We start from the raw sequence: 22,994 nt of genomic DNA on the forward strand, positions 1-22,994 counted from the left end.
ACGTATGTCGATGAAGGTGACTGGGCCTGTTGATCAGGGCTTTAGCTTAGACAACAGTGATTATGGCTCGCCCCAAGGGCGTTTCGCTGATCAGCGGCAAGCGGGCGGAGGAATCGATTTCGGTGGGTCGCCCGGTGCCGGTGCGCAGTCGGTGAACTTCGGCGGCCAATCGCCACAAGTCAGTGACAGCCGAGTGAGCGCCAACGAGCGTGCGGCCAACCCCGCCGAACAAGATCTTGCTGCAGTGATACGTAACCTGGTCGAGCAAATAATGCAGGCGCTCACTCAATTCATGCAGCAAAGTCGGAGCGATACAGGTGCTTCCTCTCAAGGAAGCGGCGCGTCACCTCAAGGCCAGTCGGCGACAGGTTCAAACCTTGGTCAGCCTATGGCTGCGAACGCTGCGCCCCAACAGGCAGCTGCTCAGGCTGCACCGGCGGCGACAACTGCGCCTGAGTCCGTAGGCAAGAATAGCGCTGTGGGCGACGCGGCCACCGCTGGCAGTGGCCCTTACGCGCTCAATATCACCAATACGCAAGACCATGCGATAAAGATTGGCCAGTTCGACAAAAATGAAAAGCTGGTAGGTGAATTGTCACTGGAGCCTGGGCAAAAAGGGACCATGAAGTACGAGGCAGACACGACGGGGCTGCTCAAACAAGCCGATGCGCAGGGCAACTACAAGCCTGATGCGAGCCGCCTGGAGTTCTACAACGGTTTCATCAATACCAGCGACATTGATGGCCGCAACGCGGCGATTCATGCCACCGACGGCAAAGGCTTTGAAGTCGGTGACAAGCAAAGTGTCGCTGATAAAGCCCCTGACAGCATTACTACGCTCGACTCCGCCGGGAACAAGACCATCGCCGGATGGTACGACGGGTCCACGGACAAGATGAAGCAGGGGGGCGATTTCCTGACCAAAGAACTGGGCACTGGAATGACCTATCAGCATCCGAATGACGACACCCTGGGCGAGGGCAATAACCCAATGCGCCATACGGACTCGATGTCCCTGGACGTGGTGTTCGGCAAGGCCTGAGGCGAGTGCGCTGACTTATTGAGTCCACCCGACCCGCTACCTTTCCGGCAGGCAAAAAAAAATCTGGAAATCCGCATTTTCATGGGCCTTCCAGATTTTCGAAATGGTGGGTCGTGTGGGATTCGAACCTACGACCAATTGGTTAAAAGCCAACTGCTCTACCAACTGAGCTAACGACCCGCTTCGTTGTGGCGCGTATATTACTGATATTTCACAGTAATTCAACACCCAAGCGAAAATAATTTAAAAATAACGCGTCGGGTCCGTCACACCCGCCGCCGCGAAGCCCTCAGCGCGCAAGCGGCAGCTGTCGCATTTTCCGCACGCACGTCCCTGCTCGTCGGCCTGATAGCAGGAAACCGTCAACCCGTAATCCACACCCAGACGCGTACCGGCTTTGACAATATCGGCCTTGCTCAGCATTTGCAGCGGCGCCTGTATCGTGAAGCCCTGCCCTTCAACGCCAGCCTTGGTGGCGAGATTGGCCATGCGCTCGAACGACTCGACGAATTCCGGACGGCAATCCGGGTAGCCAGAGTAATCCACCGCGTTGACGCCGATGAAGATGTCCCGGGCACCGAGCACTTCAGCCCAGCCCAGCGCGAGAGAGAGAAAAACGGTATTGCGCGCCGGCACGTAGGTCACCGGAATGCCTTCGCCCTGCGTCTCAGGTACAGCGATGCTGCTGTCAGTCAGCGCAGACCCGCCGATGCCGTTGAGGTTAAGGCCGATCACCTTGTGCTCGACCACACCCATGTCTGCCGCCACACGCTCCGCCGCCTGCAACTCGGCGCGATGCCGTTGCCCGTAGTCAAAGCTCATGGTGTAACAGCTGAAGCCATCAGCCTTGGCCATCGCCACCACGGTGGCCGAATCCAGCCCGCCAGACAGCAGGATTACTGCTCTTTTCTCAGTCATCGATTGCTCACTCATTCAGCGCCCCGGCTCGTCGTTCCAGAGGATTTTATGCAGCTGCAACTGCAGACGCACCGGGAGGTTGTCGGCAACGATCCAGTCAGCCAGGTCTCTGACGTTGAGATCGCGGTGGACAGGGGAAAACAGAACTTCGCCGGCGCGCCGGTCCAGACCGTACTGAATGATCTTCGAGACGGCCCAGTCGTAATCTTCCCGCGAACAAATGACGAATTTGATCTGGTCGTTAGGCGTGAGCAGCTCGATATTTTCGTATCGATTGCGCGCCACCTCTTTTGAACCCGGGGTTTTCAGGTCGACGACGCGGCTCACACGGGGATCGACTTTCGAGATGTCCAGCGCGCCGCTGGTCTCTAGAGAAACCTCGTAGCCCGCGTCACACAGCCGCTGAAGCAAAGGAATGGCGTTCGGCTGAGCCAAGGGCTCGCCCCCCGTAACGCAAACATATCGCGGACGGTAGCTGGCAACCTGCTCCATCAATGAGTCGAGGGTCTGGATCGTTCCGCCAGTGAAAGCGTATTCGCTGTCGCAGTAACCGCAACGCAAAGGGCAGCCGGTGAGACGCACGAAAACCGTAGGCAAGCCTGCGGTTCGTGTTTCACCCTGTAGAGAGTAGAAAACTTCGGTGATGCGTAATGTGTCTTGCATAGGGGCCACGGGCGTAACGGCTAAACAGGCCATCCGCCTCCGTCAGGCACTTCTGTACACCCTGCACACGCAGAATCCACAGAAGCGTAATCAATACCGGAATTTCGGGGGCGGAATTCTAACGAAGAAAGCCGCGCAATGCGCGGCTTTCTTGAATCAGCGGTCAGATTACCTGGTAATCAGAGACGCTGCAGGTCCCGCTGAGCCAACTGAGCGGCCGAAGTGCCTGGATACTGAGCAACGACTTGCTGAAGGATGCCCTTCACTTTGTCGGTGTGACCCAGACGACGTTCGACGTCCGCCAGCTTGTAAAGGGAGTCAGGCACTTTGGCGTGCTTTGGGTAGAGCTGACTGACCTTTGCAAAGGCCTGACCGGCACCTTGAAGGTCGCCTTTGGCCAGATTCACTTCGCCCAACCAGTATTGGGCATTGCCCGCGTACTGGCTGTTCGGGTATTTGCGCAGGAATGCCGCAAAGGCCTGACTGGCCTTGTCGAAATCCTTCGCTTTGATCAAGTCGAAAGCAGCGTCGTAGTAGAGCTTTTCTTTCGCTGGGTCACCAGGCTCGCTGCTCGCCTGGGGCGCTTGAGCGGATTGTGACGCGGGTGCTCCGCCGGCACTGGTGCCGCCGTCGGAAGCAGAATTGTTGGCAGCTGATGGGGCAGATGCGCCGCCAGCTCCGATACGGGAGTCGAGATCTTTGTAGCGATCCAGCGCTTCTTGCTTCATCTGCTGGATATCGTTCTGCTGGACTTCCACTATTCCGCGCAAGCGCGAAATTTCGTCCTGCATTTGCTGCAATTGCATGAACAGCTGACCTTGCGCCGAAGGCGCGGCCGTAGCCGCACCTCCGGCGTAGGCGCCAGACGTACCATAACCCGATGGCGGATAACTGCTACCAGCAGAGCCAGAGTTGTCATCGACCACAGGAACCGCACCCATCGCTGCAAGAGGAAGGGTGAGAGCCAAAACGGTTAAAGCACGTCGGCACGTTCGCATGTCAAATTACTTACGCAGTTCGACGCGACGGTTTTGAGCCCACGATTGCTCGTCGTTACCGGTAGCAACTGGACGCTCTTCACCGTAGGAAACGAGTTCCAGCTGAGCTGGCGAAACGCCTTGCAGAACCAGGTAGCGTTGAACGGCTTTCGCACGACGCTCGCCCAGTGCCAGGTTGTATTCGCGAGTACCGCGTTCGTCGGTGTTGCCTTCCAGAACTACGCGAGCGCCGTTGGCTTTCAGGTCTTTGGCGTGAACGTCCAGAGCGCGCATGGCTTCTGGTTTCAGGTCAGAACTGTCGTATTCGAAGTAGAAAGTAGTGATAGCGCGCAGAGCAGCTTCTTCGCTCAGGCTGCCATCAACAGCGCCAGAGTTAGCGCCGTAACCAGCGTTAGGATCTACAGCAGCGCCGCCAGCACCGGCATTGTCGCCGCCTTTGGACGAGCAACCTACAGCTACAGCCATGGCCAGAGCCAGCGCAGCAAATTTACCAAACTTCAGCATTTCCATCGTAAAACTCCTAATGAACCCCAAGTGTGTTAAGTACAACGTAAAGCGCCGCGTCAGTTCAGGTAAGGGGACCAGGAAGGTTCTCTGACTTCGCCTTGAGCGGTAGGAAGCGGGAGCCTTACGCGTCCATTAATGGACACGAGCATCAAGACTCCCCGGCCCTGCTGGCGGGTGGCGTAGATTACCATGGTGCCGTTAGGCGCAACAGTAGGCGACTCATCAAGGTTGCTGTCTGTGAGGATTTTTACGCTACCGCGCTGCAAATCCTGAGCCGCCACCTTGAAGTTAGTGAAGCCATCTTGACGATGGATCATCACCAGAGTCTTTTCATCCGCCGATAACTTAGGGTTGGCATTGTAGTTACCGATGAAAGTAACGCGCTCTGCCCCTCCGCCATTAATATTGGTTTTATAGATTTGTGGCTTGCCGCCGCGGTCAGACGTGAAATAAAGCGTGGAGCCGTCTTTACCGAAGAACGGTTCTGTATCAATGGAAGAATCGTTGGTCACTCGCGACAATTGACGCGACGCCAGATTCATCACATAGATTTCCGGGTTGCCATCTTTCGACAAGACCATGGCCAGCTTAGTGCCGTCCGGTGACCACGCAGGCGCGCCGTTCAGGCCTTCGAAGTTGGTGATCTGCTCGCGACGACCGGTGTCGATGTGCTGAACGAAGATGCGTGGGCGCTTCTGTTCAAACGACACATAGGCAATACGCTTGCCGTCCGGCGCAAAGCGAGGCGACAGGATCGGCTCGCGGGATTGCAGCAACGTCACCGCGCGGGCGCCGTCGTAGTCCGAACGCTGCAAGGTGTAGCGCGTGTTGTCAGTCGAGAAACGTTCAGCCGTCACGTACAGCATGCGGGTCGAAAACGCGCCCTTGATGCCGGTCAGCTTTTCGAACGACTGGTCGGCAATGTAGTGCGACATGTCACGCAGCTGGTCGGTGGTGCCCGAAACGTTGCCGGTCAGAACCTGTTGTTCTGTGGCTACGTTGAACAGCGCGTACTGAACCTGAAGGCGACCGCCCGAAGGAACGATGCTGCCAACCATGACGTACTGGGCACCCAGCGCTTTCCAGTCACGGAATATGACTTCGCTGGCCTGGCTCGGCTGGCTGATCATGTTTTCCTTTGGAATCGGCGAGTAGTAGCCCGAGTTCTGCAGGTCGTTGCCAATGATCTTGGCCATGTCTTCCGGCAGCACGCTGCCGCCCTGCAAGCCGAACGGCACGACCGCGATAGGCGTGGCCCGGTCACTGCCGCTTGTTACCAGAATGTTCTTTTCGTCGGCAGCGGCGAAACCCGCTGCGCAACACAGAACGACAAGCATTCCTCGAAGAAGGTTAATCACAAGGCTAGGTCCTCAGGTGTGAATGTCATCTTGAATGAACGGTAAGGTGCGAAGTCCGAAGGCTTCATCCCCTGCATCTCTGTCAAACGACCAATATTCTTGACCGCCGCTACTGCTGAACTGTCGAAAGGACCATCGCCGCTGGACTTGCTCACGTTGACCGAAGTCAGGGTGCCGTCCGGCAACATGTTGATCTGCAAGACAACCGTCATGCCCTTGCGCGCAGAAGGTGGACGTGCCCAGCCTTCAGCCGCCCGAGAGCGAATCAAGTCATCGAAGCTGCCGGCCACTTCGTCGCCACGCTCATCGGCCAGCGCCTGTTGGCGTTCCGGCTTGTCGGAAAGCAGGTCGGCCAGTGCTTGCGCCTTCTTGTCTTCCGCTGATTTGCGAGCAGCGTCCTGTGCCTTCTTCTTCGCGTCCTCGGTCGCCTTCTTCTTGGCATCCTCAGCCGCTTTCTTCTTCGCGTCTTCGGCAGCCTTTTTCTTGGCGTCGTCTGCAGCCTGCTTCTTGGCGTCCTCGGCAGCCTGTTTCTTGGCTTCCTCGGCTGCCGCGCGCTTGGCGTCTTCCTCGGCTTTCTTCTTCGCGTCGTCTTCGGCTTTCTTCTTGGCTATATCAGCCAATTGTTTCTCTTCAGCGGTTTTCTTCGCGTCATCCGCTTTTTTCGCTTCGGCCTTCTTGGCGTCGTCCGCAGCTTTTTTAGCGTCATCGGCTTTTTTGGCGTCGTCAGCTTTCTTGGCTTCCTCGGCCTTTTGCTCTTCGGCTTTTTGAGCGCTATCGGCTTTCTTTTGTTCCGCCGCCTTCACGGCCTCTTGCTCAACTTTTTTCTGCTCCATCTGCTCGACTTCGGTTTGTCGCGCAGCGGATTTCTTTGCCTCACCGGCCAGCTTCTGGTTGGTCTGGGTGGTTGCCTGACTTTTTGATTTCAACTGATAGAGCGTGGCCTGAACGATCGGCCTGGCTTCAGGAAGCTCGGGCGTCATTGCGAAGCTGACGAACAACAAACCAAAAATCAGGACGTGCAGTCCCACCGCCCAGACGGACGGCCAGAAGTAGCTTTCCGAGGCGGACGGCTCTCGAATCGGCTGCATCAGGGGGCCTCGGTAATCAAACCAACGTTCCCGACCCCGGCCTTCTGCAACCCGCCCATCGTACCCATGACGGCGCCGTAGTCGACCGTCTTGTCGCCACGGATGAACACTTGAGTCTGCTTGCCCGCGTCACGACCGGCGGCAATGATTTTGGTCACTGCGCTGGTCAGTTGCGGCAAGGTCATCGCCTTGTCCATTTGCTTGTCGGTGTCGACTTCGCTGCCAAGGTTCCAGTAGTAGGTCTTGTCAGCCTTGATCGAGATCGTCAGGACCTGATTGTTGTTGTCCTGCGGCAAAGCCTCGCTGGAGACCTTGGGCAGATCAACTTTCACGCCCTGGTTGATCATCGGAGCCGTCACCATGAAGATGACCAGCAGCACCAGCATCACGTCGATGTACGGCACCACGTTCATTTCGGCGACCGGCTTGCGCTTGTTGCGTCGGCCGCGAGCGATTAAAGCCATTGGGAAATACCTGCTTATTCTTCGCTGGTGTGCACTTTACGGTGCAGGATCGCCTGGAACTCGTCGGCGAATGTGTAGTAACGACCGATCAGGTTCTCGCCACGAGCGGCGAAACGGTTGTAAGCGATGACCGCAGGAATCGCGGCGAACAGGCCGATGGCGGTGGCGATCAGCGCTTCGGCGATACCCGGTGCAACGGTTGCCAGGGTGGCTTGCTGCGCAGTGGCCAGGCCGCGGAAGGAGTTCATGATCCCCCACACGGTACCGAACAGACCGATGTACGGGCTGGTGGAACCCACGGTTGCCAGGAACGGCAGGCTCTGCTCGAGCTTTTCTTCTTCACGGGAGATGGCAACGCGCATCGCACGTGCAACACCTTCCATGACCGCGTCCGGATCAACACCCGCCTGCTGACGCAGACGGGAAAATTCCTTGAAGCCCGCGCGGAAGATCTGCTCTACGCCGGAGTCCGGGTCCGGATTGCTGCCGGCCTGACGGTAGAGCTTGGACAAGTCGATACCTGACCAGAAGCGCTCCTCGAAGCTGTCCAATGCCCGACGACCGGCGCGCAGCATGGCGCTGCGCTGAAAAATCATGATCCACGAGGTGACCGAGGCGGCCACCAGGATCAGCATCACCAACTGCACAACCACGCTGGCATTGCTGACCAAACTCCACATGGAGGAATGGTCGACGACGTTAGCTTCCACGCTGTATCTCCTGCTCTGAATGTGTACCCGCGCCGCCCTGCCCGGCAAAGGCCGTGCGCAGAGCTTCGGGAATGGCCCGGGGTTTCAAACTGTCGGCGCGCACACACGCCACTAAAAACTGCCCTTCACAGAGCAGCACATCATCCGCAGCCCGCCTGACCTGTTGCTGGAAGCGCAGGCTGGCGCGGTTCAATTCGATTACTTCGGCGCTGATCAGCAGTTCGTCGTCCAGCCGCGCGGGCTTGTGATACCGAGCCTCGCTTGAATGCACGACGAACAACAGGTTCTCGATACCCGCCATTGCGGATTGGGCAAAGCCCAGTTCCCGCAGTCGCTCGGTCCGAGCCCGCTCCATGAATTTCAGGTAATTGACGTAGTAAACGATGCCGCCGGCATCGGTGTCTTCGTAATAAACGCGACAACGATGTGCGAACGACTGAGCCCCGTTTTGCGCGCGCATACTCTAGTGCTTACTCCTCAGGTTGCCAATCCGGCCAGGCAACTGTTTTGCATCGTTTTTACTGCCTGCGTCACATCACTTAGCGGTGACTGCCCTTCAGACCCTCAATCACCCGAATAAATCGGTCGATTGTGCATTTATTCATCAGGGTCTTCGACCGGTTCATCCAGCACCGCCCAGTCGCCCATCCGCGAGGGGATGTTCAGGCCGAAGTGCAGATACGCATGCCGCGTGACCATGCGGCCGCGAGGTGTGCGCATCATATAGCCTTGCTGGATCAAATAGGGCTCGAGCACGTCTTCAATTGTGTGTCGTTCTTCGCTGATCGCCGCCGCGAGGTTATCGACCCCGACCGGCCCGCCATCGAACTTCTCGATCATCGTCAGCAGCAGGCGCCGGTCCTGATGATCGAAACCGCGCTCATCGACGTCCAGGAGGTTCAGCGCGAGGTCCGCAATCGCCTTGGTAATCTCGCCCTTGGCGCGGACCTCGGCGAAATCACGCACCCGACGCAGCAACCGGTTGGCGATCCGTGGCGTACCCCGTGCACGGCGGGCAATCTCGAATGCGCCTTCGTCCTCGATGTACAGCCCGAGAATTTTCGCCGAGCGCGACACGATGGTTGCCAGATCCGCAGTGCTGTAGAACTCAAGACGCTGCACGATACCGAAACGGTCACGCAGCGGATTGGTCAGCATACCCGCGCGGGTGGTCGCACCCACTAAGGTGAACGGCGGCAGATCAAGCTTGATGGAGCGCGCCGCAGGGCCTTCACCGATCATGATGTCGAGCTGGAAATCTTCCATTGCCGGGTACAGCACTTCCTCGACAATGGGGGACAGGCGGTGGATTTCATCGATGAACAGCACGTCGTGCGGCTCAAGATTGGTGAGAATGGCCGCAAGATCACCCGGCCGTTCGAGCACGGGCCCCGAGGTGCTCTTGATCGACACGCCCATTTCCTGGGCGATGATATGCGCCAGTGTGGTTTTACCCAGACCCGGCGGACCGAAGATCAGCGTGTGATCCAGCGCTTCACTGCGCCCGCGCGCCGCCTGGATGAACAGCTCCATCTGCTCACGTACGGTGGGCTGACCGATATAGTCGGCCAGACTCAGCGGCCGGATCGCACGGTCCAGCTGCTCGTCACGGTCACGCCCGGTGGCGGCGATCAGACGGTCGGCATCTATCACTTACAGCATCCCCTTCAGTGCGCGGCGAATGAGGTCTTCGCTGCTGAGATTCTTGTCCTTGATCGCCGTCACTGCCTTGCTCGCTTCCTGGGGTTTGTAGCCCAGGGAAATCAAGGCGCTGACCGCATCCGACTCGGCTGTCGCCACGGCAATGGGCGCGCCCGGCCCGTCCGATACCAGGGCGAAGGTACCTGGCAGTGAATCCCACGCCTTGAAGCGATCCTTCAATTCAACCAACAGACGCTCGGCGGTCTTCTTGCCAACGCCCGGGACGCGGGTCAGCGCGGAGGTATCCTGTGCCTGGACACAGCGTACCAATTCGTCGACTTCCAGCGTCGACATCAGGGCAAGCGCCAGTTTCGGCCCTACCCCGTTCAGGCGAATCAGCTCGCGAAACATCTCGCGGTCACGCTTCTCGTAGAACCCGAACAGCAGGTGCGCGTCCTCGCGGACCACCAGATGGATATGCAGCGTCACGGTTTCGCCCAGATGAGGCAGGCGATACAGCGTGGTCATGGGCACTTCGACTTCGTAACCCACGCCGTTGACATCCAGTACCAGATGCGGCGGCTGCTTCTCGACCAACGTACCGCGTAGACGTCCAATCACGAATCAAATCCTTTCCAGATGCCCGTCGCTGCGACGGGCCGTGCTAACGCAAATAGTGCCATCAGAGCCGCAGACGACCGCCACGACTGCGCGCGGTATTGAGGCCGTGAGGGATGAGGCTGGATCGGGTATGTGCGTGACACATCGCAATTGCCAATGCATCCGAGGCATCCACCTGAGGCTTGGTAGTCAGCTTGAGCAGATGCATCACCATCATCATCACCTGATCCTTGTTGGCGCCGCCTGTTCCGGCAACCGCCTGCTTGACCTGAGTCGCGGTGTACTCGGCGATCTCCAGCCCCTCTTCGGCGCCCGCAACGATAGCGGCACCGCGGGCCTGACCCAGCTTCAACGCCGAATCCGGGTTGCGCGCCATGAACACCTTTTCAATGCCCATCGTCACCGGACCGTACGTCTGAATAACTTCGCGCACGCCGCGGTAAACAATCTGCAGCCGTTCATGGAGCAAGCCTGTGCCCGTGCGAATGCAGCCCGAGGCCACGTACTCGCAGCCACGCCCGGTATCACGCACCACGCCAAAGCCGGTAATTCGTGAACCGGGGTCGATACCTAAAATAAGAGTCATAACGCCTGCAGCTTGAGAGGTAACGCGAACAATTGGGCGCAGCATAAAGGCAGAAGCCGGAGGCCGATAGCGTTGATCATCAACGCTTCGTGCGCTCCGGCCTCAATTCCGAGGGGACAAACGATCAGCCGAGCTGCTCCAGTACCTCGTCCGGGATTTCCGCGTTGGAATAGACGTTCTGCACGTCGTCCAGGTCTTCCAGCATATCGATCAGCTTGAGAACCTTTTCCGCCATGTCCAGATCGAGCACCGCACTGGTGGTCGGCTGCATCACGATTTCCGCGTCGGCGGGCGAAAAACCAGCGGCTTCCAGCGCGTTGCGCACGGCGTAAAAACCGGAGAACGAGGTGAACACGTCAATGGAGCCGTCTTCGTGGCTGACCACGTCGTCGGCGTCGGCTTCCATTGCAGCTTCGATCAGCGCGTTCTCATCAACGCCCGGTGCAAAGGATATCTGCCCCTTGCGTTCGAACAGATACGACACCGAACCGTCAGTCCCCAGATTACCACCGCACTTGCTGAACGCATGGCGCACGGCAGCTGCGGTGCGGTTGCGGTTATCAGTCATGGTTTCGACCATGACCGCAACGCCGCCGGGGCCGTAGCCTTCATAACCCAGTTCGACCATGTCATCGGCATCGGCGGCGCCGGCACCGCGAGCGATGGCGCGGTCGATGATGTCGCGGCTCATGTTTGCGCCAAGGGCCTTGTCTTGCGCAAGACGCAAGCGCGGGTTCGACGCAGGATCACCACCGCCCTGACGGGCAGCGACGGTCAGCTCGCGGATCCACTTGGTGAAGATCTTGCCTTTCTTGGCATCCTGACGCTCTTTGCGGTGCTTGATGTTCGCCCACTTGGAATGACCAGCCATAACACGCTCCAAACCTTGAAACACGCACGCCCGCGTTTGATCGCTCAAACGCAGACGCTTCACTCGAATCTGTGCCCGGTATGGGCGGGGATCAGGGCGGACCAAGAATCGGTCCGCCGAGCCCTTGTCTACACGGCTTACTCGGCCTTCGGCGTTTCACGCAGGCGGATGTGCAACTCGCGCAGTGCCTTGGCATCAACCACGCCCGGCGCCTGAGTCATCACGTCAGCAGCACTCTGGGTTTTCGGGAAGGCAATGACTTCACGAATGGACTGAGCGCCAGTCATCAGCATGACCAGACGATCCAGACCGAACGCCAGACCACCGTGAGGCGGCGCGCCGTACTTCAGTGCGTCGAGCAGGAAGCCGAACTTCTCTTGCTGTTCGTCTTCGGAAATACCCAACAGACGGAACACAGCCTGCTGCATTTCCTTGCGATGGATACGGATCGAACCGCCGCCCAGCTCAGTGCCGTTCAGCACCATGTCGTAGGCGCGGGACAGCGCGGTGGCCGGGTTGGCTTCGAGCTCTTCAGGCGTGCATTTCGGCGCAGTGAACGGGTGATGCAGCGCGGAGAAGCTGCCGTCGTCGTTTTCTTCGAACATCGGGAAGTCGACGACCCACATAGGGGCCCACTCGCAGGTCAGCAGGCTCAGGTCGTGGCCCAGTTTGATGCGCAGAGCGCCCAGTGCTTCGCTGACGATTTTGAATTTGTCTGCGCCGAAGAACACGATGTCGCCATCCACTGCACCCACGCGATCAAGGATCACGTTGAGGTTGGCTTCCGGAATGTTCTTGACGATCGGCGACTGCAAGCCTTCCACGCCCTTGGCGCGCTCGTTGACCTTGATGTAGGCCAGACCTTTGGCGCCGTAGATGCCGACGAACTTGGTGTATTCGTCGATCTTGCTGCGCGGCATGCTTGCGCCGCCAGGAACGCGCAGCGCCGTGACACGGCACTTCGGATCGTTCGCAGGACCGCTGAACACCTTGAAGTCGACTGCCTGAAGCTGATCGGCAACGTCGACGAGTTCCAGCGGGTTACGCAAGTCTGGCTTGTCGGAGCCATAGCGGCGCATGGCTTCTTCGAAGGTCATGTGCGGGAAGTCATCGAACTCCACATCCAGCACTTCCTTGAAGAGCTTGCGGATCATGGTCTCGGTGATGCCCATGATGTCGGCTTCGTTGAGGAAGCTGGTCTCGATGTCGATCTGAGTGAATTCAGGCTGACGATCGGCACGCAGGTCTTCGTCGCGGAAGCACTTGGCGATCTGGTAGTAACGGTCGAAGCCGGCAACCATCAGCAGCTGTTTGAACAGCTGAGGCGATTGCGGCAGGGCGAAGAAGCTGCCCGGGTGGGTTCGGCTTGGAACCAGATAGTCGCGGGCGCCTTCCGGTGTGGCGCGAGTGAGGATCGGCGTCTCGACATCGAGGAAGCCGTTGCCATCCAGGAAGCCGCGGATGCTGGAGGTGATGCGCGAGCGCAGACGCAGTTTTTCCGCCATCTCAGGACGACGCAGATCGATGAAGCGATAACGCAGGCGCGTTTCTTCGCCGACGTCGGAGTATTCGTTGAGCGGGAACGGCGGGGTTTCCGACTCGTTGAGCACTTCGAGCTCGTAGCCCAGCACTTCGATCGCGCCCGACGCCATGTTCGGGTTGACCGCGCCGGCAGGACGCGCGCGCACCTTACCGGTCAGCTTGACCACGTATTCGCTGCGAACACGGTCGGCGATGGCGAAGGTGTCAGCACGATCCGGATCGAAAACCACCTGGGCCAGGCCTTCACGATCGCGAATGTCGAGGAAAATCACCCCCCCGTGGTCGCGACGGCGATGGACCCATCCGCAAAGGGTAATTTCCTGACCTTCCAGGCTCTCGTTCAGTTGGCCGCAATAATGGCTGCGCATCATGATCGTGTGTTCACTTCTCGTAATTCGGAATTCGATGGAGCTTTCGCCCGTCGCCGGTGCGAGGGTGCGCAAGCTTTGGCATGCAGTCCGACCTGACGGCCAGTTCCTGCCTTCCACAGTAAGGCGGGGGATTATATAGGGATAATCATCGCTGTGCAGCCGCGCAGCCCGATACCGGGCAAGAAGATGTCGGCGCGCGGTGTGGATGTCGCATTGCCGCCGGCGAATGCAGGCCCGTCGCAACGGGCCCGCTGGAATCAGGTCAGGTCGGGGACGGCGTCAGGCGCAGGCCCTCGGCACTCAATACGTGCGCCACGCACACGACGCGGATCAGGCCGCTGAAGTTCTTGACGCCGCCGTAACGCAAGTGGACCTCGCGATCGACGTAAGACAGCACTGCATTGATGGAGCAATCATTGAATCGCGCCATTTCGGACAGAATATTCCAGTACACCTCCTCAAGTCGCAGGCACGTGGCCAGCCCATTGAGCCTTACGGATCTGGAGTGTGGCTGGGCCAGGCTCATGTTGAAATTTTCGATAAACGGGTCGCCCCGGGCGTTCAGACACTGGGTCGGTTCCCATCCCTCTCGGGCAGTAGTCAGGTTCATGCAAGTCCCCTCGTTGCGATCACGGATATGGCATCGGCACCTTCGCAATCAGTTGAAAAGAGGTGTCTATCAAGCCGTATTCCAAAGGGCGCAACCAGCAGAAGGAGCACTCTGAACCTGTAGGAGATCGCCACGCTGCAGGGGTGATTTTCGAGAGCCAGCAAAAGGCCCAGACCCTATCCCGCTCGGGGTGTTAGATATGTATTTTTTGCTGATTTATTTCTTTTGGCTCAGCCGATCGCTGAAGTCAGCGCGAGCTGGAAAAAGAGAGCGAATGAGGTTTACAGATGAGCGTTATGAGCTGAAGGATTCGGCACTGAATGTGAATCAGGAGGGGACTCTCGTGCGCGACGGGGTGACAGCAGTGCGGAGCGGGCACTCGTTACTTTGCCCGCGCCGGTGTTTCGTTGATCAGTTGTTGATTACCGAGCTTCTGATTACTGGGCTTCCAGCATCGAGCGCAGCATCCAGGCCGTTTTCTCATGCACTTGCATGCGTTGGGTCAGCAAGTCCGCCGTTGGTTCGTCGCTCACTTTGTCCAGCAACGGGAAAATACCACGGGCCGTGCGCGTGACCGCTTCCTGACCCTGAACCAGCGAACGGATCATGTCCTCGGCTGCGGGTACACCCTCTTCTTCCTTGATCGACGACAAACGTGCATAGGTCGAATAGGTGCCCGGCGCCGGGAAGCCCAGTGCGCGGATACGCTCGGCGATTTGATCCACCGCCAGCGCCAGTTCGTTGTATTGCTCTTCAAACATCAGGTGCAGCGTACGAAAAGCCGGGCCAGTCACGTTCCAGTGAAAGTTATGGGTTTTCAGATACAACACGTAGGTGTCTGCCAGCAGGCGGGAAAGACCGTCCACGATGGACTTGCGGTCTTCTTCGCTGATGCCGATATCGATTGCCATGTTCAGCCCTCTTCTATGATGGTTTTTTTCAAACGACTGCTGACCACTCTACCAAGACCCTCGGCCCTCCGCAGCCATCTGTCGGGATTAGTTCGGCCACTACGCCGAAGTCAGACCTGCTTCCTTTAATAGCAATGATCGGCTCGACGGTTTGTTTATGCAGGCCGCTCTGGAACGAGCTTTTGACCGGAATCATAAAAAACTGACACACGATGACAATCACCCGCCTGTGCGGGCGCTAAGCGCTTGATTTGAGTAGCTCTCGGCTTTGCTGTTAAATACAGTCGCGCTGCCGCCAAAGTGCCGTCCGGCGACAGTGCATAGGCGGGACCGACACTCGTGCATCACGCCTCCTTTTTTTCCCGAAGCGTACCGAAGGTCACCCGCTATTTCCTTGTGATCCATCTTAATGTGAGTCATCGAAATGTTGAAAATAGTCCACCTGCTAACGGGCGCAGCTGCCCTGCTGCTGTCTTTCATCCCCAGCCTGCGTAGTGAAGCGCTGTCTTCTTACCTGTCCCAACCGGATGCGCTGTACCTGGCGCTCTTCGGCCTCATCAACCTGGTGCTCGCGCCAGTGATTCCTTACTGGAACAAAGGTCCACGTCATCAACTGCAAAACCTGGTCAGCGGCTTGCTCGTGCTGGCCGTCGTGCTTCAGATCCTCACCCTGGTCGTACCACTTGAAACCATCGCCGGCCAACCGGCCGTTCTGGTCAGTCTGCTCGCCGTCGTGATTGCCGTGGCATTGCACCTGGCGGTCAGCTTTTACCGTTCCTCTCCCGCGCCCGCGGCACAATCCCAGGACTTGGGAAACCGCGATACAGGCACGGTAAAGTGGTTCAACACCTCCAAAGGCTTCGGATTCATTTCCCGTGATTCGGGCGATGATATCTTCGTGCACTTTCGCGCCATTCGCGGCGAAGGCCACCGCGTTCTGGTCGAAGGCCAGCGTGTCGAGTTTTCGGTGATGAACCGCGACAAAGGCCTGCAAGCGGAAGACGTCATCGCTGCGCTCCCGCGCCGTTAACGTCGCCTCATAAAAAAACCGCGCTCACAGGCGCGGTTTTTTTTGCTGAAATACCTGCCCTTGGCGCCCTTTCCCTTAATAGTGAGGGGGACGCGAGTCTTCAGCGAAGCCGTCGCCCTGCCCGCCCATTTCCTCCTGACGCTTGATCAGGGCGGCAATCTGTAATTCCAGGCGGTCAAGACTGCGCTGCTGGGCGACCAACACGTCATTGAGGGCCTGAATCGTATCGTCCTGAAAGGCCAGTCGACTTTCCAGCTCCATGACACGGGATTCGAGCTCCATGGTCAGTCCTCCTTAAAGGTGAATGCTTCGGTCAGTTCGGACTTCAGTTGCGAGGTGATCCGGGCAACCTCATCCGGCGAATAAGGCTTGGCGGGATGCCTGCCCCACACCGGGGCTGGCCAGGCCGCATCACCGACACGGCGAACAATGACGTGCATGTGCAGCTGGTTGACCACATTACCCAACGCGGCAACGTTCATCTTGTCGGCCTGAAACGTACGATCAAGAACGGCCGAAAGGTAGGTGGTTTCTCTCCACAGCTGGGCCTGCTCCGGTTCGGACAGTTGGAACACTTCACTGATGTCCGCACGCTTTGGCACCAGGATGAACCATGGGTAACTGGAATCATTGGACAGCAGCAGCGTGCACAGCGGGAAATCGCCAATCGGCAGTGTGTCTTGCAGCAAGCGCGGATCTAGAACAAACACGTAAATACTCCTGATCGCCTATTTCATTCATCGAGCCGGCCGCCGGACCGGACAACCAGGCCCTGAGTGGCGGGAGGATACTCGCGTATTCCGAATGAATCATCCGGCAGCGCCGTTCAGGGCATTTTGTGGATCTGCTGTTGATCGGTACGCAGCACACACCCACCTTGCACCAGGAACGCGCGAAAAAAACCGCAGCGCACTTTGATGATGCAGCTCAAGGCGAGCGCAGGTGACTGGAAATCAGCTATCTGATTCCGTGTAAACCCTTTGAATCCGGGCCTTAGGGCTAACTTCCGCCATTGGCGCCAGGGGCACCATGCCCAACAACCGGCCGAATCCAGTCTGAAAGAACCAAAGGCAGGCAATTTGGCTGAATGACGCACCAAAAAGACTCAGATGAGGGGCGAATATGTGACAGCTATCCGCGATTTACCCACTCCCGATAGGTAACAGGTAACGTCAGTGACACTTCTGCGCGCTATTCTCAAGAAAATCGCAGTTGCAAAGCAGGCTATCTAAAATATTTTTACTCTTTTGATTCAATAGCTTGCAGCCAACTTCGAATGCTTTTACCGCGCTTTCGACATTTTTTTCATATTCGTCGAAATTTTGTGCACGGTTGTTGCTTTGTCACACACAAGCTTGAAGCCAAACGCGTCGAGAGACGGGCGGGGACTGAAGGGATGCAACGCGATTGTAAAAGGCAACCGGGGTGGCTGGATTCGATGAGGGTGTAACTGAGCCCAGCCCTAACAATGACCCGGTAGTGGCACAGTTTTAAGCGTCAGGAGCTGTTCAGGAGCGACACGGACAGCGCAGACGGCGACAAGGCCGTAAAGAAACTGCAACGGTAGGTTCTTCACTATCGCCAATAATGTCAGCGTGTTGTAGATTTCGCCGACACCAAAAAGAAAGAAGCCGGCCAGATAAAAAAACAGGTGGACGGCAGTACTCTTCTTAAAAACCAAAGGAGCAAAGTCACGATGAGAGTGATGAAGTGGAGCGCAATCGCACTGGCCGTTACTGCAGCCAGCACCCAATTGGCATCGGCTGCGGCATTCGTAAGCGATCAGTCCGAAGCAACTGGTTTTGTAGAGGGGAGCAAGCTGGATCTTAAGGCTCGTAACTACTATTTCAACCGTGACCGTAAAAATGGCGGCGTAGACTCGAAAGACTGGACCCAAGGTTTCTGGGGTAACTTCAGCTCTGGATACACTCAAGGTCTGATCGGTGTAGGTATCGATGCGTTCGGGTACGCCGGCTTCAAGCTGGATGGCGAGAACCACTACTCGGGTTCCGGCAACCTCGTAACTGACAGCGATGGCAAAAACGAAGACAGCTTCGGCAAGGCCGGTGGCGCTGTTAAATTCCGCGTCTCCAAGACCGAATTGAAAATCGGTGACATGCAGCCGCAGAACCCGGTTTTCGCAGTCGGCGGTTCTCGACTGTTGCCACAAACCGCAACTGGCGTGACCTTGCAGAGCAGCGAGATCAAAGGTCTTGACGTAGAAGCCGGTCGCTTCACTTCGGGCACCAGCCAAGACGATATGACCCACAACGGCGATATCTGGGCTACTTACGCTGGCGTGACCTCCAAGTCCGCTACCTACGGCGGCGGCAAGTACTCGATCACTGACAACCTGGGCGTTGGTTTCTACTACAACAAACTGGAAGACGTCTGGAATCAGTACTACGGCAACGTGAACTACGCACTGCCGTTGACCGACGACCAGGCTCTGGCGTTCGACTTCAACTACTACAATACTCAGGACACTGGCAGCAAGAGAGCAGGCGACATCAATAACAACGCTTACTCCCTGTCGGCAGCCTACTCGTTCCTGGCCGCTCATACCCTGACCCTGGCATTCCAGAAAGTTAACGGTGATACACCGTTCGACTACATCGGTATCGGCGACAACAACCGCGGTGGCGACTCGATCTTCCTCGCGAACTCGATCCAGTACTCTGACTTCAACGCCCCGGGTGAAAAATCCTGGCAAGCTCGTTACGACCTGAACCTTGCTACTTACGGCGTACCTGGCCTGAGCCTCATGGCTCGCTACGTCAGCGGTACCAACATCGACGGCACAAATACGCCAAGTAACACCGCGTACCACACCCGTAATCAGGATGGCAGCTTCTCGCCGCTCTACGGCGCCGACGGCAGCCACCACGAGACCAACGTCGAGGCCAAGTACGTTGTTCAAACTGGCCCGGCCAAAGACCTGTCGTTCCGTATTCGTCAAGCATGGCACCGTGCCAATGCCGACGAAGGCGAAGGCGATATCAACGAGTTCCGTCTGATCGTCGACTACCCGATTTCGGTCCTGTAATCGCACTGTCTGACACTCGTTACCGAAAAGCCCGGCCCTCGCGCCGGGCTTTTTCATGGACGCTCGGTTGACAATCCCTCCCCTCGCGCCGCCCGCCCGGCCTGTACTCAGCGATATCACCGCCGTACAATGCCGGGTCATTTCCCAGTCACCGCAACCGACAACGGCCGACCATGCGTACCAGTCAATATTTGCTCGCCACACAGAAAGAAACGCCATCCGATGCGGTCGTGATCAGCCATCAGCTGATGCTTCGTGCCGGCATGATTCGCAAACTTGCCTCCGGTCTCTACACCTGGCTCCCCATGGGCCTGCGGGTATTGCGCAAGGTCGAAGCGGTGGTTCGTGAAGAGATGAACGCAGCTGGCGCGCTGGAAGTGTTGATGCCAGGCATTCAGCCGGCGGAGCTCTGGCAGGAGTCTGGGCGCTGGGAACAGTACGGTCCCGAGCTGTTGCGCCTGAAAGACCGCCACGACCGTGAGTTCTGCGCGGGCCCGACCCACGAAGAAGTCATCACCGATCTGGCTCGCAACGAACTCAACAGCTATAAACAGCTGCCGATCAACATGTACCAGATCCAGACCAAATTCCGTGACGAAATCCGTCCGCGCTTCGGCTTGATGCGCGGCCGCGAATTCATCATGAAGGACGCCTACTCCTTCCATGCGACCCAGGATTCCCTTCAGGAAACCTACGACCGTATGCATCAGGCGTACTGCAATGTGTTCACCCGCCTGGGCCTGAACTTCCGCCCGGTAGTGGCTGACAACGGTTCCATTGGTGGTGCGGGCTCTCATGAGTTCCACGTACTCGCCGAGTCCGGCGAAGACGACATCGTGTTCAGCGACACCTCCGACTACGCCGCGAACATCGAAAAAGCCGAAGCCATGCCGCGCGAGGCCAGCCGCCCTGCCCCGACTGAAGAACTGCGTCTGGTCGACACCCCTGACGCCAAGACCATCGCGGCGTTGGTCGAGCAATTCAATCTGCCGATCAAAAAGACCGTCAAGACGCTGGTTGTCCATGCCGCTGAAGAAGGCAAACTGATTGCGCTGATCATCCGTGGCGATCACGAGCTCAACGAAATCAAGGCGTCCAATCTGGAGCAGGTCGCCAGCCCGCTGGTCATGGCCTCCGAAGCCGAACTGCGTGACGCCATTGGCGCCGGCGCGGGCTCTCTCGGCCCGCTGAATCTGCCGCTGCCGTGCATCATCGACCGCTCGGTAGAGCTGATGAGCGACTTCGGCATTGGCGCGAACATCGATGACAAGCACTACTTCGGCGTCAACTGGGAGCGCGACCTGCCGGTTCCGACCGTCGCGGATCTGCGCAACGTCGTCGCCGGCGACCCGAGCCCGGATGGTCAGGGCAACGTGATCATCAAGCGCGGCATCGAAGTCGGGCACATCTTCCAGCTGGGCACCAAGTACAGCGAAGCGATGAAGTGCCAGGTCCTGGGCGAGAACGGCAAGCCCGTCACGCTGACCATGGGCTGCTACGGGATTGGTGTGTCGCGTGTCGTGGCTGCCGCGATCGAGCAGAACAACGACGCGAACGGCATCATCTGGAGCGACGCACTCGCACCTTTCCAGATCGCCCTCGTGCCGCTGCGTTACGAAACCGATGCCGTCAAAGAGGCAACCGACAAGCTGTACGCCGAACTGACTGCTGCAGGCTTCGAAGTGTTGCTGGATGACCGCGACAAGAAGACCAGCCCTGGGATCAAGTTCGCCGACATGGAACTGATCGGCATTCCGCACCGCATCGTGGTCAGTGACCGCGGCCTTGCCGAAGGGAACCTCGAATACAAGAGCCGCACCGAAGCCGAAGCCCAGGCCCTGCCTGTTGCCGATGTGTTGTCTTTCATCAAGGACCGGATCAAGCGCTGACCGGACGGCGCGCCTGCGATTGTGCAGGCGCGCTTTTATCCGCGACGCCTCTGCGATGCGCCTTACCTGCACCTAGAGATCTCATGTTCAAGCGAAATCCCTCACGCCTCGCAGGCGCTGTGTTGTCCACCAGCCTGTTACTCGGCGGCTGCGCCAACCATCTGTCTCAACGCAGCGAGCATGAAGAACGTGTCGAGCGCAAATTACTCGACCACAGTTTTCAGGTCGACCTGGGCGAACCCAAGACGCTGGAATTGCCCCAGCGCCGGATACGCATCCACGAGCTGAAAACCTTCGACATCACCGAATTCGAAGTCACCCGGCACTACGACCGGTACACGCCGTACCAGCCGTGGCGGGAAGTCTATGAAATCCCCCTGGGCGCCGTGGCCATTGTCGCGGGCATCGGCGCCAACGTGGTCAATGTGCTGACGTTCGGCAGCCTGCCCGACAGCGTCACCAAAGACTGGCTCACGTACGGCGTCGCGGGCGTCAACCCGTTCATGAACGCACCATCCCACGGTCGTGCCCAGCAAAACCTGGCTGGTATCGACGAGGTTCAGCGCGACCATCGCATCGAGCATTCGAACCTGCCCTGGAGCGAAGCGCCGGTCGAAGTCACCGCAGGCAAAGAAGCCCACGAGATGACGACAGACCGTAACGGCGTGCTGCGCGTAAACCTGCTGGACAGCCCGTTCGCTGAGCAGAACCTCAGCTATGTCACGCAACTGAACATCAAAGTGCAGGATGACCAGAGCAACGTTCAGGCAATCGCCACGCTGCCTTTGAGCAAGTCACTGCGCGGCAAGCTGATTGAGGCCCACGACCTGATCTACGACGATCTGGAAGATGACGAAGTCAGCCAGTGGGTGCATCGCGTCAAGCGCCTGTCCGAGCTGGGCCTTGAAGAGGAAGCCAGTGAGCTGGAACAGTCATTGATCGAGCTGACCCGCAACGATCCGCAGCTGCAGCACGAATTCCTTCGTTCACTGGCGAAAGACGCCGGTCGACTGGTCGCCGTGCCGCCAGGCAGTGAATAGCCAGGCCTGAACTGGCCTCAGCTGAACAATTCCAGCTGCTCATGGGCGGCCCGGAGATCATGCAGCCGCACGCCTATTCCCAGCAGTCGCACCGGCTTGCCACCGCGTGCGAACGCCTGGGTCAGCAGTTGCTCGTAACTGCCCAGGTCCCGCCCTGCCCCCGCCTGTTCCAGCGTTGTCTGGGTGAAGTCGTGGAACTTGACCTTCACGAAGGGCTTGCCGGGGCGGTAAAGGCTGTCGATCCGCGCGATGCGGTCGTTCAACGTGTCCAGCAATGCCGGCAGCATCAATAGGCAACTGGCGAGATCCGGCAGATCAGCGTCATAGGTGTTTTCAACACTGACCGACTGGCGCCGATTGTCGTTCTGCACGGGCCGCTCATCCACACCATGGGCCAGGTTCCACAACCGCTCGCCGAATGAACCGAATTCCCGCACCAGCGACAGCTTGCTCCAGCCGCGCAGGTCGGTGCAGGTGACGATGCCGAGTCGGCCTAGCTTGTCGGCAGTGACTTTGCCGACACCGTGCAATTTGGACACTGGCAACTGGGAGACAAAGTCCTCGATCTGATCAGGCGTGATGACGAACAGCCCGTTTGGCTTTTTCCAGTCGCTGGCGATCTTGGCCAGAAACTTGTTCGGGGCAACCCCGGCGGAAACAGTGATGTGCAACTGATTGGAGACCCGCCGGCGAATGTCCTGAGCGATGCGCGTCGCGCTGCCGGCAAAGTGCTCGCATTCCGTCACATCCAGGTAAGCCTCATCCAGCGACAGCGGCTCGATCAGGTCGGTGTAGTCGCGGAAGATCGTCTGGATCTCTTTCGATGCTTCTTTATAGGCATCCATTCTTGGTTTGACGATGGTGAGGTCCGGGCACAGTGTCAGCGCATGCCGGGATGACATCGCAGAGCGGATGCCGTAGGCCCGGGCTTCATAGTTGCAGGTGGCGATCACACCGCGCCGTTCTGCCGACCCGCCGACTGCGAGCGGCTTGCCGGCCAGACGCGGGTCGTCGCGCATCTCAATAGCGGCGTAGAAGCAATCACAGTCGATATGGATGATTTTGCGCTGCGGCATCACACGGGGTCG

The 22,994-nt window shown here is 58.3% G+C and carries 24 protein-coding genes, 1 tRNA gene and 1 pseudogene; 6 read left to right on the top strand and 20 right to left on the bottom strand.

Features of this window, described 5'->3' with window-relative positions; all coding sequences use genetic code 11:
• The first annotated feature begins 4 nt into the window (after positions 1–4).
• Positions 5–1,042: a hypothetical protein gene (locus ACYAR8_RS09585; RefSeq protein ID WP_463579735.1), complete on the top strand. Its 1,038-nt coding sequence runs from the start codon at positions 5–7 to the stop codon at positions 1,040–1,042.
• Positions 1,043–1,146: 104 nt separating this feature from the next.
• Here ACYAR8_RS09585 and ACYAR8_RS09590 read toward each other — a convergent pair.
• The 17 genes from ACYAR8_RS09590 to ACYAR8_RS09670 form a co-directional block, all read right to left on the bottom strand.
• Positions 1,147–1,222: transfer RNA gene (locus tag ACYAR8_RS09590), tRNA-Lys, on the bottom strand.
• A 63-nt stretch (positions 1,223–1,285) separates the two neighbouring features.
• The gene (queC, locus tag ACYAR8_RS09595) at positions 1,286–1,960 is read right to left on the bottom strand and encodes a 7-cyano-7-deazaguanine synthase QueC (protein ID WP_175514217.1); all 675 of its coding nucleotides are present in this window, start codon (positions 1,958–1,960) and stop codon (positions 1,286–1,288) included.
• Positions 1,961–1,975: 15 nt separating this feature from the next.
• On the bottom strand, positions 1,976–2,623 hold the full coding sequence (gene queE, locus ACYAR8_RS09600; RefSeq protein WP_108120958.1) for a 7-carboxy-7-deazaguanine synthase QueE: 648 nt from the start codon (positions 2,621–2,623) through the stop codon (positions 1,976–1,978).
• Positions 2,624–2,802: 179 nt separating this feature from the next.
• The gene (ybgF, locus tag ACYAR8_RS09605; protein WP_463579736.1) at positions 2,803–3,621 is read right to left on the bottom strand and encodes a tol-pal system protein YbgF; all 819 of its coding nucleotides are present in this window, start codon (positions 3,619–3,621) and stop codon (positions 2,803–2,805) included.
• A gap of 6 nt (positions 3,622–3,627) precedes the next feature.
• Positions 3,628–4,131 carry a peptidoglycan-associated lipoprotein Pal gene (gene pal / locus ACYAR8_RS09610; RefSeq protein WP_065989719.1) on the bottom strand — a complete coding sequence of 168 codons (504 nt, stop codon included), beginning with the start codon at positions 4,129–4,131 and terminating at the stop codon, positions 3,628–3,630.
• Positions 4,132–4,184: 53 nt separating this feature from the next.
• Entirely contained in the window at positions 4,185–5,465 is a 1,281-nt protein-coding gene (gene tolB / locus ACYAR8_RS09615) for a Tol-Pal system beta propeller repeat protein TolB (protein ID WP_175514218.1), read from the bottom strand.
• A 17-nt stretch (positions 5,466–5,482) separates the two neighbouring features.
• A complete protein-coding gene (gene tolA / locus ACYAR8_RS09620) occupies positions 5,483–6,574 on the bottom strand; it encodes a cell envelope integrity protein TolA (protein ID WP_463579737.1) in 1,092 nt (363 codons plus the stop codon).
• On the bottom strand, positions 6,574–7,038 hold the full coding sequence (gene tolR / locus ACYAR8_RS09625; protein WP_037014073.1) for a protein TolR: 465 nt from the start codon (positions 7,036–7,038) through the stop codon (positions 6,574–6,576). The genes tolA and tolR overlap by 1 nt, the downstream gene beginning before the upstream one ends.
• A 14-nt stretch (positions 7,039–7,052) precedes the next feature.
• Complete coding sequence (gene tolQ, locus ACYAR8_RS09630; RefSeq protein WP_037014076.1) at positions 7,053–7,748, bottom strand: protein TolQ; 696 nt, start codon at positions 7,746–7,748, stop codon at positions 7,053–7,055.
• Entirely contained in the window at positions 7,738–8,208 is a 471-nt protein-coding gene (gene ybgC, locus ACYAR8_RS09635) for a tol-pal system-associated acyl-CoA thioesterase (RefSeq protein ID WP_074893268.1), read from the bottom strand. Before ybgC ends, tolQ begins: the two co-directional genes overlap by 11 nt.
• Positions 8,209–8,345: 137 nt before the next feature.
• Complete coding sequence (gene ruvB, locus ACYAR8_RS09640; protein ID WP_463579738.1) at positions 8,346–9,401, bottom strand: Holliday junction branch migration DNA helicase RuvB; 1,056 nt, start codon at positions 9,399–9,401, stop codon at positions 8,346–8,348.
• Positions 9,402–10,010: a Holliday junction branch migration protein RuvA gene (ruvA, locus tag ACYAR8_RS09645; protein WP_074893272.1), complete on the bottom strand. Its 609-nt coding sequence runs from the start codon at positions 10,008–10,010 to the stop codon at positions 9,402–9,404.
• A gap of 61 nt (positions 10,011–10,071) precedes the next feature.
• Positions 10,072–10,596, bottom strand: a complete 525-nt coding sequence (gene ruvC / locus ACYAR8_RS09650; RefSeq protein WP_065989739.1) for a crossover junction endodeoxyribonuclease RuvC — start codon at positions 10,594–10,596, stop codon at positions 10,072–10,074.
• Positions 10,597–10,720: 124 nt separating this feature from the next.
• Entirely contained in the window at positions 10,721–11,467 is a 747-nt protein-coding gene (locus ACYAR8_RS09655) for a YebC/PmpR family DNA-binding transcriptional regulator (protein WP_463579739.1), read from the bottom strand.
• 137 nt (positions 11,468–11,604) lie between these two features.
• Complete coding sequence (gene aspS / locus ACYAR8_RS09660) at positions 11,605–13,380, bottom strand: aspartate--tRNA ligase (RefSeq protein ID WP_074893276.1); 1,776 nt, start codon at positions 13,378–13,380, stop codon at positions 11,605–11,607.
• A 262-nt stretch (positions 13,381–13,642) separates the two neighbouring features.
• Positions 13,643–13,990, bottom strand: a complete 348-nt coding sequence (locus ACYAR8_RS09665) for a ribbon-helix-helix domain-containing protein (RefSeq protein ID WP_074893277.1) — start codon at positions 13,988–13,990, stop codon at positions 13,643–13,645.
• A gap of 437 nt (positions 13,991–14,427) precedes the next feature.
• Complete coding sequence (locus ACYAR8_RS09670; protein WP_074893279.1) at positions 14,428–14,901, bottom strand: Dps family protein; 474 nt, start codon at positions 14,899–14,901, stop codon at positions 14,428–14,430.
• A 424-nt stretch (positions 14,902–15,325) separates the two neighbouring features.
• Between ACYAR8_RS09670 and ACYAR8_RS09675 the strand changes: the two are divergent.
• Together ACYAR8_RS09675 and ACYAR8_RS09680 are read left to right on the top strand one after the other, a co-directional pair.
• A pseudogene (locus tag ACYAR8_RS09675) lies at positions 15,326–15,601 on the top strand (cold shock domain-containing protein membrane protein); the annotation flags it as partial.
• A gap of 108 nt (positions 15,602–15,709) precedes the next feature.
• A complete protein-coding gene (locus ACYAR8_RS09680) occupies positions 15,710–15,931 on the top strand; it encodes a cold shock domain-containing protein (RefSeq protein WP_004667445.1) in 222 nt (73 codons plus the stop codon).
• Between the two features lie 75 nt (positions 15,932–16,006).
• Here ACYAR8_RS09680 and ACYAR8_RS09685 read toward each other — a convergent pair whose 3' ends face one another.
• Both ACYAR8_RS09685 and ACYAR8_RS09690 read right to left on the bottom strand, forming a co-directional pair.
• Positions 16,007–16,213 carry a SlyX family protein gene (locus ACYAR8_RS09685; protein ID WP_065989748.1) on the bottom strand — a complete coding sequence of 69 codons (207 nt, stop codon included), beginning with the start codon at positions 16,211–16,213 and terminating at the stop codon, positions 16,007–16,009.
• A 2-nt stretch (positions 16,214–16,215) separates the two neighbouring features.
• Positions 16,216–16,641 carry an HIT domain-containing protein gene (locus ACYAR8_RS09690; protein ID WP_463579740.1) on the bottom strand — a complete coding sequence of 142 codons (426 nt, stop codon included), beginning with the start codon at positions 16,639–16,641 and terminating at the stop codon, positions 16,216–16,218.
• Between the two features lie 986 nt (positions 16,642–17,627).
• Here ACYAR8_RS09690 and ACYAR8_RS09695 point away from each other — a divergent pair.
• The 3 genes from ACYAR8_RS09695 (at position 17,628) to ACYAR8_RS09705 (ending at position 21,906) form a co-directional block, all read left to right on the top strand.
• Positions 17,628–18,977 (top strand): OprD family porin, encoded by a 1,350-nt coding sequence (locus ACYAR8_RS09695; protein ID WP_074893285.1) that lies wholly within the window; start codon positions 17,628–17,630, stop codon positions 18,975–18,977.
• Between the two features lie 173 nt (positions 18,978–19,150).
• The gene (locus ACYAR8_RS09700) at positions 19,151–20,866 is read left to right on the top strand and encodes a proline--tRNA ligase (RefSeq protein WP_463579741.1); all 1,716 of its coding nucleotides are present in this window, start codon (positions 19,151–19,153) and stop codon (positions 20,864–20,866) included.
• Positions 20,867–20,949: 83 nt separating this feature from the next.
• Positions 20,950–21,906, top strand: a complete 957-nt coding sequence (locus ACYAR8_RS09705) for a hypothetical protein (RefSeq protein WP_074893290.1) — start codon at positions 20,950–20,952, stop codon at positions 21,904–21,906.
• 17 nt (positions 21,907–21,923) lie between these two features.
• Here the strand turns inward: ACYAR8_RS09705 and dinB are convergent, their stop codons facing one another.
• Positions 21,924–22,982: a DNA polymerase IV gene (gene dinB / locus ACYAR8_RS09710; protein ID WP_074893292.1), complete on the bottom strand. Its 1,059-nt coding sequence runs from the start codon at positions 22,980–22,982 to the stop codon at positions 21,924–21,926.
• Positions 22,983–22,994: the final 12 nt, after the last annotated feature.

It is taken from the genome of Pseudomonas sp. HP_01 (assembly GCF_055284355.1).